This window comes from Ensifer sp. Root142, assembly GCF_001426785.1.
Classification (GTDB): domain Bacteria; phylum Pseudomonadota; class Alphaproteobacteria; order Rhizobiales; family Rhizobiaceae; genus Ensifer; species Ensifer canadensis.
Genome location: NZ_LMFK01000003.1, coordinates 24,563 through 36,807 on the forward strand (window position 1 = coordinate 24,563; position 12,245 = coordinate 36,807).

Below are 12,245 nucleotides of genomic sequence, written 5' to 3' on the forward strand. Positions count from 1 at the left end.
CACGGCCACAGTCATCGTCATGACAGGGCCGGATACTAACCGATCCTTCACACGCTCTTGATAACAAGCGCGTTCGAGGAAAATCGAGGCGGACTATCTGATGGCAATCGAGTTTGGCGATACGCAACGCAGTCTCAGCGACACGCTCAACGGGATGATCGGGTCGATTCGCGGCAACACCATCACGCTTCGCGACCTGATGACGGGCATCGGCGAACAGGGCTTTCTCTTGCTGTGCGCGCTGCTGACGCTGCCGTTTCTGCTGCCGGTCTCCATTCCCGGCGTCAGTACCGTTTTCGGCGCCGCCATCATCCTGATCTCGATTTCGATTACCCTCAACCGCCTGCCCTGGATGCCGCAGCGCATCCTCGACCGGCAGATCGAAACCGAAAAACTGGTGCCGACGCTGCAGAAGGGGGCAGCGCTTGTCTCCAAGCTCGATCGCTTCGTCAGGCCGCGCTTCGGCTTCCTGACGCAAGGCGCACTGATGAACCGCTTCAACGGCCTGATGATCATGGCCGGAGGCGTGCTGCTGATGTTTCCGCTCGGCCTCATTCCGCTATCGAACACGCTGCCGGGCATCGCCATCCTGCTCCTGTCGCTCGGCATCATCCAGCGCGACGGACTGATGGTCGCTGGCGGCTATCTCTTCCTGATCGCAACCACGGTCTACTTCACCGTCCTCGCCTATATGGCAGTTGCGGCCGGCCAGGGCCTATCCAACTTCTTCGTTTCTTAAAACGTATCGCCATCGTGAACCTGACGCGTCGTCATCGACGCGCCGGTCGCGAGTCCGGCCGGCTACAGCGCCGTGCGTCAAATATGACGCGCAAAGGACGCTGTATCGCTTTAAACTTGCTGCATAATTTTATCCTTAAATCGGATTCGATTTAAGCAATTAAGCAGTAGCCGGAACGGCGCGATCTCATGCCGATGTCGCCTGGAAGCTCTTGTAGCTGGCGGAATCGGTCTCAACCCCGAGCTTTTCCATCAGCGCCGCACGATCGATGTTGAGGCTTCTATCGAACGCGCCGATCGCTGCTGCAACCTTCGGCGCGACCTCTTCGCTTTCGAATTCGATCATGGTGCAGAAGTTGAACTTTCCCGGGCCCGCATGCTGCTCGAGGAACAGGTCCTTGACGTAGCCGTCCTGGCTGCGGATCACTTCGAGGGTCTTTTCCACCAGTTCCAGAAACTGCGTCCGTGCGGCGGTCGGCACCGCAAACTTGTTGATACGATAGAGCGGTGCGACGATACCCGCCTTTGTATTGCTGCTCATTGAACTCTCCTTGAGTATCCCTTCAAATCCCGTCGGCGGCCATTCGGCGACGGGCAGGAACACTCGTACGACCTCAAGTAAAGTTGAGGTCAACAGGGGTTCGTGAGAAATCTGCGGCTGCCTGACGGCCGGAGTAGGCTCAGGTAGCAATGCCCTTGAGCACATTGGCGACGTTGAGGCCGATTTCGGGCACACCGTAGCCGCCCTCCATGCAGACGACGACCGGCAGGCCCGTCCTCTTCAACCTCTCGCCCATGCGCAGATAATCCTCCGACTTCAGCTTGAACGACGAAATCGGATCGCGCTCGAACGTGTCGACGCCGAGCGAAACCACCAGCGCCTCGGCGCCGAAGGTCTCGATGCGATGAAGTGCATCGTCCATCGCGGCCGACCAGGCCGAATAGGCCGTGCCGCGCGGCAGGGGATAGTTCTTCGTGGTGCCGAGGCCTTCGCCAGCCCCCTCTTCATCGGCAAAGCCGAGAAAGTACGGGAAAGCGTCGACGGGATCGCCATGCAGCGAGGCGAAATAGACGTCGCCGCGTCCATAGAAGATGTCCTGCGTGCCGTTGCCATGATGGAAGTCGACATCGAGCACTGCGACCCTGGCAGCACCGAGATCGCGTAGCCGCTGGGCGGCGCAGGCGGCGTTGTTGATGAAGGAGTAGCCGCCATAGAGATCGATCGCCGCGTGATGGCCGGGCGGGCGGCAAAGCGCAAAGGCGGCCGTGTTGCCGGCGTCCACATGCTCGGCAGCCGAAAGCGCGCAATTCATCGCCGCGCGCGCGGCGACGTAGGTGCCTTCAGTGATCGATGTTTCCGCGGCAAAGGCGTAATAGCCAAGCGCGCCGTCGATATCCTTGGGCGGGTGCTGGCGCATCCGGCGCGCCGGGAAGCACGTCGGGATCGCTTCGCCGCGATAACCGTCAGCGACCCAGCGCGCCCAGGCGGTTTCGAGAAAGTCGAGATAGTCGGCCGCGTGGAGCTTGAGGGCCGTTTCCAGGCCGTGATGCGTGGGCGCAACCACATCGGCAAAGCCAGCCTCCTTCACCGCCGCCAAAATCCATTCGGCACGAAACGGCGCCTCGAACGGCGCCACCAGTTCGCCACCGAAGAGTTCTGTCCTGGCCTCACGGAGCTTGTGATCTTCGGAATAGAAAACGCGCATGGCAATGTCCCGGTTGAGTTCGTGAAGCGAGCGAAGCGTCGGCAAGCTAGCGCAGGGTTCGGGCCGTTGGCTACCTCAGCGGGCGCCCCTCATCCGGCCTGCCGGCCACCTTCTCCCCGCAAGCGAGGCGAAGGAGACGCGCGGCAAACTCCAGTCCCCCCTCTCCCCGCAAGCGGGGAGAGGGCTGGGGTGAGGGGCAGCGACACTGAAGGAGGGGCATCCGAGGGAGCGACGATCCCCCTACGCCGCGATGCGCTTGTAGAAAAGCGTCGTGGCGCACAGGCCGCCCTCCGGCCACATGGCGTAATCGGGAATGACGCCGACGCGTTCCCATCCAAGGCGTGGATAGATCGCCTCCGCCTCGCTGCCGGTTGCCGTGTCGAGCACAAGCAGCACCTTGCCGCGTGCCGCCGCCTCCCGTTCGACGGCCTGCATCAGCAGCCGGGCGACGCCCTTGCCGCGGGCGGCGCGATGGACGAGCAGCTTCTTCAGATCGCCGCGATGCGGCTGGTTGGGCATCTGCGCCACGCCGACCTGGACCGTGCCGACGATCCGCCCCTCGTCTTCGGCAACTATCAGCAGCGTTTCATCGGCGGCAACCGCATTGGCGACGCCATCCCAGTAGGGCAACGCCGCCTCCGGCGGATAGGGCTGCATGAAACCGACGGATGCGCCGCCCTCGACGCAATCGGAGAGCACCTCGGCAAGCGCCGGCATGGCGGAACGGGTTTCGGCTTCGTTGAGCAGGCGGATCGTGATGTCAGGCATGGTCAAACCCTGGTTCGGCAAAGGACGACGGCATAGTGAGCCGGCTCATCATGGGGATTGTGAAAGACGTGGCCCTGCTCGAGCCCCATGAACAGGCAGTCGCCGGCTTCAAGCACATGCGACCCGGATTCCATGGTCAGTTCGAGCCGGCCGGAGAAAAGCCAGAGGTGCTGCGTAATGCCCCGATCGGCCGGTTGGCGTTCGAAGACGACGCGCGCGCCCGGCGGGAACTCGACCTCGACGATATCGACCGGCGAGCCGACACCATCAGGCGAGACCGAGCGGCGCAGATAGCCGGATTCCGGATCCCGCCAAAGTCTTTGATCGGCGCGCCGTGCAACCGGCGAAGCCTGCTGGCCGTCAAAGGCAAAGAGCGCCGACAGCGTAGTCGAGAGGGCGCTGCAAAGCTTGGCGAGCAGTTGCGCCGTCGGGCTCACCTCGCCGCGCTCGATGCGCGAGATCATGGCCCGGCTGACGCCGGACCGCGTCGCCAGATCGTCAAGTGTCAGGTTCTGCTCGGCCCTCAGCGAACGGACGCGTTCGCCGATGGCTTGTTCGAGTGGGTCGCCGGTGATTTCCATTATTTGAGATTACATTTCTCATATAATAGAGTCAAGACCTCGGGAACTGAAAATAAAGGCTGACAATGCCGCTTTGGCGACATTGCGACAACGCGCTTTCGGCTAAGGTCCGCAACGGGCATCCTGAGCGAAAAAACGTTCCCGCTCAATAATTTAGCACGACCTCACGAAACAGGCCGTCACGGCTGATGAAACGGACCGGCACGACATGGACAAGCAACCCTCCTCGCTGACGTCGATTGCCAGCATCGTCATGTCGATGACGGCTGTGGCGATCGGCAACGGCATGATGCTCGCCTATGTGCCTTTCGTGCTGACCCGGTCCGATGCGCCGGACTGGGTGCCGGGCGCCGCCGTCACCATGATTGCCTTCGGCGGGCTTGTCGGCTGCGTGATCGCCGGACCGATGATCCGCCGCGTCGGCCATGCCCGGGCGTTTTCCTGCTCGATGGCGCTGGTCATCCTTTCGGCGCTGACGATCAGTCTCGGCATGCACCCGATCCTCTGGGTGCTCGCCCGCGGCCTTTACGGTGCTGCCGGAAACACCAATTTCATCATCAGTCAGAGCTGGCTCAATCATGCGAGCGACAACCACTGGCGCGGCAGGGCGATGGCGATGTTCTACATGGCCTACGTGATCGGGCTTGGCACCGGCGCCTGGCTGTTCGGACAGATCCCCGTCGACGGTAACCTGCCGCCGCTCATCACCATCTTCTTCACGGCACTTGCCATCCTGCCGATCGGCCTGACGCGCCTGCCCACACCGCCGGCGCCGGCCAAGGTCAGCATCGATATCCCGATGGTCTGGCGCAGCTCACCTGTCGCCTTCATCGGCGTGCTTGCCGCTGGCGGTCTTTCGATGGTGGTACAGGGCTTCACGCCGATCTATGCGGCCGCCAATCAGGTGAGCCAGGGCGACGTTGCCAACCTGATGTTCGTGATGCAGCTCGGGCTGATCGCCATCCAGTATCCGATGGGCACGCTATCAGACCGGATCGACCGCCGGCTGGTGCTGATCGCCACCTGCCTGCTGATCGTTACCGCCGGCTTCTTCGCGCTCTCGGCGACCTTCAGCAATCTTCTCATGCTGATGGTGGTCTTCGCGCTGTTCGCCGGTGCGGTCGAGACCGTCTATTCCATCGCCAACGCACATGCCAACGACCGCACTGATCCGGCGGATTTCGTGCCGCTCGCCAGCACCATGCTGGTCGCCTGGTCGGCGGCGGCAACCCTGGTGCCGATGCTCGTCACGCTGCTGACGCCGGTGTTCGGGCCGCGTACTTTCATCTATGCGGCGATGGTCGTTGCGGCGCTCTATGCGCTGTTCGTGCTGATACGCCTCAGGAAACGCGACGAGGTACCCGCCGGCGAGCGCGAGACCTTCGAACTGAAGAGCGCGCAGGTGCCGAATGCCGGCGCGCTGATCGACGCGGATGCCAGAACCGAATAGCCGCCGCAGCCCCTCATTTATAGTGAACGAAGCCTTCATTTCCCGCTTTGCGCGGCTTGAAGGCACTGCTATATGCGGCCCATGAGCACAACATCTTCCAAGACGCCCCTGTCGCATATCCGTAACTTCTCGATCGTGGCCCATATCGACCACGGCAAATCGACGCTGGCCGACCGACTGATCCAGTCGACGGGCGGCCTTGCCGAGCGGGAAATGTCCGAGCAGGTGCTCGACAGCATGGATATCGAGCGCGAGCGCGGCATCACCATCAAGGCCCAGACCGTGCGTCTGCACTACAAGGCCAATGACGGCGAAACCTACGTGCTGAACCTCATCGACACGCCCGGCCACGTCGACTTCGCCTATGAAGTCTCGCGTTCGCTGTCGGCCTGCGAAGGTTCGCTGCTGGTCGTCGATGCGAGCCAAGGGGTGGAAGCCCAGACGCTCGCCAACGTCTACCAGGCGATCGACAACAATCACGAGCTCGTCACCGTGCTCAACAAGATCGACCTTCCCGCCGCCGAGCCGGAGCGGATCAAGGAACAGATCGAGGAAGTGATCGGCATCGACGCCTCCGAAGCCGTTCTGATCTCGGCCAAGACGGGCCTCGGCATTCCCGATGTTCTCGAAGCGATCGTCACCAAGCTGCCGGCGCCGAAGAGCGAGGGCGGCGATACCGCACCGCTGAAGGCGCTGCTGGTCGACAGCTGGTACGACGCCTATCTCGGCGTCATGGTTCTCGTGCGTATCATCGACGGCACCCTGAAGAAGGGCATGACCATCCGCATGATGGGCACCGACGCCAAGTACACGATCGAACGCGTCGGCGTGCTGACGCCGAAGATGGTGGCCATGGACGCGCTCGGCCCGGGCGAGATCGGTTTCATCACCGCTTCGATCAAGGAAGTGGCCGATACCCGCGTCGGCGACACCATCACCGAGGACAAGCGCCCGACCGCCAAGGCCCTGCCGGGCTTCAAGCCGGCGCAGCCGGTGGTGTTCTGCGGCCTGTTCCCGGTCGATGCCGCCGATTTCGAGGACCTGCGTTCGGCGATGGGCAAGCTGCGCCTCAACGACGCGTCGTTCTCGTTCGAAATGGAATCGTCGGCCGCGCTCGGCTTCGGTTTCCGCTGCGGCTTCCTCGGGCTCCTGCACCTTGAAATCATCCAGGAGCGCCTGGAGCGCGAGTTCGACCTCGACCTGATCGCGACGGCGCCTTCGGTCGTCTACAAGCTGTTCATGACCGACGGTTCGGAGCGCGAGCTGCACAACCCGGCCGACATGCCCGACGTCGTCAAGATCGCCGAGATCCACGAGCCGTGGATCCGCGCGACGATCCTGACGCCCGACGACTATCTCGGCGGCATTCTGAAGCTCTGCCAGGACCGGCGCGGCATTCAGATCGAGCTGACCTATGTCGGCACCCGCGCGATGCTGACCTACGACCTGCCGCTCAACGAAGTCGTGTTCGACTTCTACGACCGCCTGAAGTCGATCTCCAAGGGCTATGCCTCGTTCGACTACCAGATCACCGACCACAAGGAAGGCAACCTTGTGAAGATGTCGATCCTCGTCAACGGCGAGCCGGTCGACGCGCTGTCGATGATGGTGCACCGGATGGCGGCCGAAAAGCGCGGTCGCGAAATGTGCGAGAAGCTCAAGGAGCTGATCCCGAAGCACATGTTCAAGATCCCGATCCAGGCGGCGATCGGCGGCAACGTCATTGCCCGCGAGACCATCTCGGCGCTCCGCAAGGACGTGACGGCGAAGTGCTACGGCGGCGACGCCACCCGCAAGCGCAAGCTTCTGGAAAAACAGAAGGCCGGCAAGAAGCGCATGCGCCAGTTCGGCAAGGTGGAGATCCCGCAGGAAGCCTTCATCGCCGCGCTCAAGATGGGCGACGAATAAGCGTCAGACACCAATGACGTGCGTGGCGAAGGGGAGAGCCTGACGCCACGCCCTTGCTTGCAGACGTTCGCTGACGGCGTCTCCGTCCTCGGACTTGAGCCGAGGATCCACCTGCAAAATCTCGAAATAACGATCGCCTCTTTGCAGTTCGTGACGATGTCAGCATGGCCCGGCAGCGGGGCAGAGCTCGTCCATGGATCCTCGGGTCAAGCCCGAGGATGACAGTGGGAGGTGGTCCTGGCCAGCAACGGATCTCGGGGCAGTCGCCCACGGGGAGGCTGCAAAGCAGAGCTGATTTCTGTTCAGCCTCACACCCGACCGCCGTCATCCTCGGGCTTGACCCGAGGCCACCACCGACCACCAGCCGTCTTCAGCTCTCAGTGAGCAGATACCGCTTCGAGATGCGATCCACCGGAAGGCCGCTCTTGAGCGGCACCGCCTTGTCCACCTTGTAATCGACGAAACCCATCTTGCCGTAATAAGCAAGGCCGCCCGTGTTGTCGGCGCGGATGGTGGCGTTGATCGCGGTGAGGCCCAGCGCACGGGCATTGTCCCTCGTGGCCGCAAAGAGCGCCGAGCCGGCGCCGCGCACCTTGGCATCAGGGCGGGAGAACGTGCCGATATCGGCCCAGCCTTCCGGCAATCCGTCGTAGCGTTCCAGTGCCTGGAACGCGCAAGGGCGGCCGTCGACATCTTCGGCAACGAAGCAGCTGACGAAGCCCGGGCCGGCGAGGTAGTGCGCGGTAAAACTTTCGAGTGTGAACGGCGTCTCATTGGCAGTCGTGCCGCCGATCCGGATGATCTCGTTGAGGAAGGCGCAGAGCGCCGGCACGTCGGCAGGCGTTGTCGGACGCACCTTGATTGTTGTCATCTGGTCGACCATCAAAAACCTCTCTTTTGAACTACAACTTGCCGGATTGCGGCAGAGGCCGCGCCGGGTTGCCGACAACCGTCGCGCCCGCCGCCACGTCTCTCGTGACGACGGAGCCGGCCCCGACGATGGCGCCATCGCCGATCGTCACGCCACCGAGAATGATGGCGCCGCCGCCGATCCACACGTCCTTGCCGATCTCGACCGTCCTTGCGATCTCGATGCCACGGCTCCTGAGCGGCACGTCCTTGTGATGCTCGGCGCAATAGATCTGCACGCCCGGGCCTAGCATCGAACCTTCGCCGATCAAAATGCGGCCGCTGTCCAGCATGGTGCAGCCGGCATTGAGATAGACGCGGGGGCCAAGCGAAATGTTGATGCCATAGGAGCAATGAAACGGCGCTTCGATGAGAACATCATCGGCAACGCTCGCGAACAGCGCCCGAAGCGCCGGCGCCATCGACCCACGCGCATCGGGTGCCATGGTGTTGTGCTGGTGCACCGCGTCACGCGCGCGCTGACGCAGCCGCTCGAGTTCCGGGTCGAGGCAGCAGTACCAATCGCCCGCCGCCATCTTGCCGCGCTCGCTGGCGCTCACGGTTTTGCCCTTGCCTCGGCCGCTTGACGCCGCGCCAGGCTTTCCGCCGGCCACAGTGCCGCCATGTCGTAATAGATGTCGAAGACCGGGGCGCCGCCTTGAAGCGATAGCCAGGAGACCTTCGAGCGCGTGAAGATATGGGCATCCGGCGGGAAATCCGAAGGCCGATCGAGGCTTGCAATGCGCAGGAAGGCGAGCCAGCCGCGACGGCCGTAATCGCTCCAGAGCGCCGTCTGGCATTCACCGCAGCGATAGACATCGTGCGGCCGGCCACTCTCGGTCGGCAGCGTCACGACGATGGGTTCGCCTGCCGTCAGCTCGATGTTCTCACGCTCGATAACGCCATTGACAACGAAGGCGCTTCCGACCTGTCGCTGGCAATCGGTGCAATGGCAGCAGTTGACGAACATCGGCCGCCGTTTCAGCCGATAGCGGATGCGTCCGCAGAAGCAGCCGCCAGCAATGGTTTTATCCATCAGCAGGCCTCCTCCAGCACCTCGTCGCCCGACGCTGCGGCAATAGCATCGCCACGCCTGATGGTGGCGACCCAGGCGCGCGCCAAAGCGAGACCGGCGGCATTGGCCTTTTCGCCATGATGCCGGGCATGGGCAGGGTACTCTGCCAACCAGTTGGGGTCGAGCCGATTGATCGTCTGCGGGAACGAGCGGTTCCAATCCTCGACGAGATCGGTGTCGGCCTCGAAGTGGAATTGCGTGCCATAGGCGGCACGGCCGATGCGAAACGCCTGATGCCGGGTGACATCGTTTTCGGCAAGGTGCACCGCCCCTTCCGGCAGCGTGAAGGTATCGCCATGCCATTGGAAGATCGGAAAGCTTTCGCCGACGCTTGCCAGCACCGGATCGCTCTGCCCCTCGGCACGCACCCGCACATCGTGCCAGCCGAATTCTTTGGCTTCGCCCAACAGGTTCTTCGCACCATAGGCACGCGCCAAAAGCTGGCTGCCGAGGCAGATGCCGAGCACGGAACGCTCGCTGTCGCCGAAACGGCGCATCAGAGCTGCCAGTTGCGGGAGATAGGGGAAAGCCTCGTCGTCGAGCGCACTCTGCTCGCCGCCGAGCACGACCAGCGCATCGAAGCCATCGGGTTCAGTCGGCACCGGGTCGCCGGCATAGGCACGGCGAACCTCGATTTCGGCCTTGACCTCGCGAAGCGCCGTGCCGACCTGGCCGAGCTCCGTCTTCGCCATGTTTTCCACCACCAGTACCCGCATCATCACCTTCCCTTTGCCGTATGGGCGGAAGATTGATCACGACATGCGCCCCGGTTCAAGAGGAGAGAACCGGCATGGTGCTCATTGACCAACGCAGCCGGGCCTTGACTTCCGTGCCAAACTTTCCGACTTTCCTGATATCATGATGCTCGCGATTTCTTCCCTTCGCTGCTTCCGGGTGTGCCCGATCGCAGGAACCTGACCCCAGCCCGGATGCTTGCGCTCTCCGGGTCAGGGGAGCCTTTCGCGTCGGCAAATGAGAACCTCCGTTCCCATGCCACGATCCGAGCGCCGCGTTTTTCCAGAAAGAATCAGCAATGACGGCGCCCATGGCCCGTCGACAAGAACGTCAGGTTATCATCATGGCGACCACCGCCCGTAACAAACTTCCCGCGATCATCATCAATGCCGAGGACCACAAGCGTCTGACGGCGCTTGCCTCCTCCGCTCTCGACCGCATCCCCGAGGTCGCCGAGGCGCTTCTGTCCGAACTCGAACGGGCGCGGGTGACCACCCCTGGCAAGCTGCCGGCCGACAGCGTCCAGATGGGATCCACCGTCGCCTTCGACGCCGACAATGGTTTTGCCAAGCAGGTGACGCTCGTCTATCCCGGCGAGGCCGATATCGAGGCTGGGCGTATTTCGGTGCTGACGCCGATCGGCGCAGCACTCATCGGCCTGTCCGTCGGCCAGTCGATCGATTGGCACGACCGCTCCGGCAAGGTCCACCGGATGACCATCCGCAACGTTACACCGGCCGAGCGGGCCTGAGCGCACCCCCGAAACGCGTCGAGGAGGCCGGTCGTCAGACCGCCCTCCCCGCTTTTCAATCAACTCTTGCCCGAAGGTCGATCAGAACTGCTTGCCGAGCTTGGCGTCGACGGACTGGCTGTTGGCGCCGCGAACGGCGAAGAAGAACAGGATCGCTGCCCAGAGAATGGACTTTTCGGCGCCACCGAGGCCCTGGTCCTGCACAACGCCATGGAAGTAGACAGTGACGAGCAGCACGATCATCGCGGCAACCGAGGCCGGACGGGTGAGAAGGCCGATCGCGATCAGGATGCCGCCGAAGAATTCTGTGGCGGCCAGCAGCGGCGACCAGAAGACGCCGGGGTAGAAGCCGAGGCTTTCGACCATGCCGACAGCCCCGAAGGGATTGATGATCTTGCCGTAACCGTGGGTTACGAGCAGGACGCCGCACAGAACGCGCAGCAGCGTTTCGGCAAAGGTATCAAGCGGCAGATAGATCTTTTCCAGTGCCGGGAGGATTGCACGGGGACGGGAGGTCGAGACGGTAGCATCAGTCATGGGTAGGTCCTCTTGGAGGTGGCTGCGACAATATGTGCAATGCAGCAATGTCTCGCCGGGCGTCTTTTCGTTTGCAAGGGAGCGACCGATAAAAACATGACTAAATCAGTTGACAATTGCGTGAGAGGCGCGTGACCGCCGGTTGTTTCCAGATCGACCGCTACCGCGCCAAGCGGTCGGCGTGACGCACCAGGGACGGTGTAACGCCTGAAACCTGCTGTGTAATTTTCTCATTTAACCGGTTCCGGTTTTACGGGGTTATGCAGTATGTTGCCGCGCACAAACCAGCCGGGAACCACCAGATGGACGAGAAGCCGCGGATCACCATCCTTTATTGCACGCAGTGCAACTGGCTTTTGCGCGCCGGCTGGATGGCACAGGAGCTGCTGCAGACCTTCGGCCAATCGTTGGGTGAAGTGGCGCTGATCCCCGGCACCGGCGGCAATTTCGAGATCCGCGTCAATGACGAACTGATCTGGGAGCGCAAGCGTGACGGCGGTTTTCCCGGACCGAAAGAATTGAAGCAGCGCATCCGCGACATCATCGAGCCGGAGCGCGATCTCGGCCACACCGACAGGAGCTGATCCTGGATTTCGGCATTCTCGCTGGCGTTTTCTCGGCAGCCTTCCTCTCCGCGACACTGCTGTTCGGCATGTCGGAGGCGGCGATCGTCGCCGCCGCACTTCATGGCGAAACCGGCCGTGTCGCCCTTTTCGTCGCGGCCACAGCTGGCAACGTCCTTGGCGCCGTCGTCAATTTCGTGCTTGGGCGGTTCCTGATCCGCTTTGAGGGAAGGCGCTGGTTCCCGATCTCGCCTGCGGCGCGGCAGAAGGCGGAGACGCTGTTTGCGAGCTATGGCCAGCCGGTGCTGCTCTTATCCTGGCTGCCGGTGGTCGGCGATCCGCTGACGCTCGTCGCCGGGCTGTTGCGCATGCCTTTTGCACTGTTCCTGGTGTTCGTGGCGATCGGCAAGGCGGCGCGTTACGCCATCGTGCTCTGGCTGACGCCGTGATACCAACCTTGCGCTGATATTGACGTCTTGCGTGGGACCGTGCGGTCATCCGGCAAGGAGCATACCGCAGGACGA

Annotated in this window: 15 protein-coding genes; 6 read left to right on the forward strand and 9 right to left on the reverse strand. The window is 62.7% G+C overall.

Features of this window, described 5'->3' with window-relative positions; genetic code table 11:
* Positions 1-100: 100 nt before the first annotated feature.
* Entirely contained in the window at positions 101-739 is a 639-nt protein-coding gene (locus tag ASD52_RS06525) for an exopolysaccharide biosynthesis protein (RefSeq protein WP_025425536.1), read from the forward strand.
* A gap of 186 nt (positions 740-925) precedes the next feature.
* Here the strand turns inward: ASD52_RS06525 and ASD52_RS06530 are convergent, their stop codons facing one another.
* The 4 genes from ASD52_RS06530 to ASD52_RS06545 form a co-directional block, all read right to left on the reverse strand.
* Entirely contained in the window at positions 926-1,279 is a 354-nt protein-coding gene (locus ASD52_RS06530) for a hypothetical protein (RefSeq protein WP_025425535.1), read from the reverse strand.
* Between the two features lie 139 nt (positions 1,280-1,418).
* Positions 1,419-2,444, reverse strand: coding sequence for a histone deacetylase family protein (locus tag ASD52_RS06535; RefSeq protein ID WP_025425534.1), 1,026 nt, complete (start codon positions 2,442-2,444; stop codon positions 1,419-1,421).
* 240 nt (positions 2,445-2,684) lie between these two features.
* Positions 2,685-3,212, reverse strand: a complete 528-nt coding sequence (locus tag ASD52_RS06540) for a GNAT family N-acetyltransferase (protein WP_025425533.1) — start codon at positions 3,210-3,212, stop codon at positions 2,685-2,687.
* A 2-nt stretch (positions 3,213-3,214) separates the two neighbouring features.
* On the reverse strand, positions 3,215-3,793 hold the full coding sequence (locus ASD52_RS06545; protein WP_025425532.1) for an XRE family transcriptional regulator: 579 nt from the start codon (positions 3,791-3,793) through the stop codon (positions 3,215-3,217).
* 208 nt (positions 3,794-4,001) lie between these two features.
* Here ASD52_RS06545 and ASD52_RS06550 point away from each other — a divergent pair, with 208 nt between their 5' ends.
* Both ASD52_RS06550 and lepA read left to right on the forward strand, forming a co-directional pair.
* Positions 4,002-5,243 carry an MFS transporter gene (locus ASD52_RS06550; RefSeq protein ID WP_025425531.1) on the forward strand — a complete coding sequence of 414 codons (1,242 nt, stop codon included), beginning with the start codon at positions 4,002-4,004 and terminating at the stop codon, positions 5,241-5,243.
* A gap of 72 nt (positions 5,244-5,315) precedes the next feature.
* Positions 5,316-7,151, forward strand: coding sequence for a translation elongation factor 4 (lepA, locus tag ASD52_RS06555; protein WP_025425530.1), 1,836 nt, complete (start codon positions 5,316-5,318; stop codon positions 7,149-7,151).
* 370 nt (positions 7,152-7,521) lie between these two features.
* Here lepA and ASD52_RS06560 read toward each other — a convergent pair whose 3' ends face one another.
* The 4 genes from ASD52_RS06560 to ASD52_RS06575 are packed head-to-tail and all read right to left on the reverse strand — an operon-like array spanning position 7,522 to position 9,851.
* On the reverse strand, positions 7,522-8,022 hold the full coding sequence (locus ASD52_RS06560) for a GNAT family N-acetyltransferase (protein WP_025425529.1): 501 nt from the start codon (positions 8,020-8,022) through the stop codon (positions 7,522-7,524).
* Positions 8,023-8,053: 31 nt separating this feature from the next.
* The gene (locus ASD52_RS06565; protein WP_025425528.1) at positions 8,054-8,620 is read right to left on the reverse strand and encodes a sugar O-acetyltransferase; all 567 of its coding nucleotides are present in this window, start codon (positions 8,618-8,620) and stop codon (positions 8,054-8,056) included.
* Entirely contained in the window at positions 8,617-9,096 is a 480-nt protein-coding gene (locus ASD52_RS06570) for a GFA family protein (protein WP_025425527.1), read from the reverse strand. Before ASD52_RS06570 ends, ASD52_RS06565 begins: the two co-directional genes overlap by 4 nt.
* Positions 9,096-9,851 carry a type 1 glutamine amidotransferase gene (locus ASD52_RS06575; RefSeq protein ID WP_025425526.1) on the reverse strand — a complete coding sequence of 252 codons (756 nt, stop codon included), beginning with the start codon at positions 9,849-9,851 and terminating at the stop codon, positions 9,096-9,098. Before ASD52_RS06575 ends, ASD52_RS06570 begins: the two co-directional genes overlap by 1 nt.
* Positions 9,852-10,213: 362 nt before the next feature.
* On the opposite strand from ASD52_RS06575, the gene rnk reads away from it, so the two are divergent.
* Entirely contained in the window at positions 10,214-10,621 is a 408-nt protein-coding gene (rnk, locus tag ASD52_RS06580) for a nucleoside diphosphate kinase regulator (protein WP_038576621.1), read from the forward strand.
* Between the two features lie 81 nt (positions 10,622-10,702).
* Here rnk and ASD52_RS06585 read toward each other — a convergent pair whose 3' ends face one another.
* A complete protein-coding gene (locus ASD52_RS06585) occupies positions 10,703-11,158 on the reverse strand; it encodes a DoxX family protein (RefSeq protein ID WP_025425524.1) in 456 nt (151 codons plus the stop codon).
* Between the two features lie 302 nt (positions 11,159-11,460).
* Between ASD52_RS06585 and ASD52_RS06590 the strand changes: the two genes are divergently transcribed.
* Together ASD52_RS06590 and ASD52_RS06595 are read left to right on the forward strand one after the other, a co-directional pair.
* Positions 11,461-11,742, forward strand: coding sequence for a SelT/SelW/SelH family protein (locus ASD52_RS06590; RefSeq protein ID WP_025425523.1), 282 nt, complete (start codon positions 11,461-11,463; stop codon positions 11,740-11,742).
* Between the two features lie 83 nt (positions 11,743-11,825).
* Complete coding sequence (locus ASD52_RS06595; RefSeq protein WP_025425522.1) at positions 11,826-12,170, forward strand: VTT domain-containing protein; 345 nt, start codon at positions 11,826-11,828, stop codon at positions 12,168-12,170.
* The last annotated feature ends 75 nt before the right edge of the window (positions 12,171-12,245 follow it).

What these genes read in the sequence shown, in the direction of transcription:
- ASD52_RS06560 (WP_025425529.1), bottom strand. Translation starts at nt 8,022, where the DNA reads ATGACAACAATCAAGGTGCGTCCGACAACGCCTGCCGACGTGCCGGCG.
- lepA (WP_025425530.1), top strand. Translation starts at nt 5,316, where the DNA reads ATGCGGCCCATGAGCACAACATCTTCCAAGACGCCCCTGTCGCATATC.
- ASD52_RS06550 (WP_025425531.1), top strand. Translation starts at nt 4,002, where the DNA reads ATGGACAAGCAACCCTCCTCGCTGACGTCGATTGCCAGCATCGTCATG.
- ASD52_RS06530 (WP_025425535.1), bottom strand. Translation starts at nt 1,279, where the DNA reads ATGAGCAGCAATACAAAGGCGGGTATCGTCGCACCGCTCTATCGTATC.
- ASD52_RS06535 (WP_025425534.1), bottom strand. Translation starts at nt 2,444, where the DNA reads ATGCGCGTTTTCTATTCCGAAGATCACAAGCTCCGTGAGGCCAGGACA.
- ASD52_RS06590 (WP_025425523.1), top strand. Translation starts at nt 11,461, where the DNA reads ATGGACGAGAAGCCGCGGATCACCATCCTTTATTGCACGCAGTGCAAC.
- ASD52_RS06525 (WP_025425536.1), top strand. Translation starts at nt 101, where the DNA reads ATGGCAATCGAGTTTGGCGATACGCAACGCAGTCTCAGCGACACGCTC.
- ASD52_RS06545 (WP_025425532.1), bottom strand. Translation starts at nt 3,793, where the DNA reads ATGGAAATCACCGGCGACCCACTCGAACAAGCCATCGGCGAACGCGTC.
- ASD52_RS06540 (WP_025425533.1), bottom strand. Translation starts at nt 3,212, where the DNA reads ATGCCTGACATCACGATCCGCCTGCTCAACGAAGCCGAAACCCGTTCC.
- ASD52_RS06585 (WP_025425524.1), bottom strand. Translation starts at nt 11,158, where the DNA reads ATGACTGATGCTACCGTCTCGACCTCCCGTCCCCGTGCAATCCTCCCG.
- ASD52_RS06575 (WP_025425526.1), bottom strand. Translation starts at nt 9,851, where the DNA reads ATGCGGGTACTGGTGGTGGAAAACATGGCGAAGACGGAGCTCGGCCAG.
- rnk (WP_038576621.1), top strand. Translation starts at nt 10,214, where the DNA reads ATGGCGACCACCGCCCGTAACAAACTTCCCGCGATCATCATCAATGCC.
- ASD52_RS06570 (WP_025425527.1), bottom strand. Translation starts at nt 9,096, where the DNA reads ATGGATAAAACCATTGCTGGCGGCTGCTTCTGCGGACGCATCCGCTAT.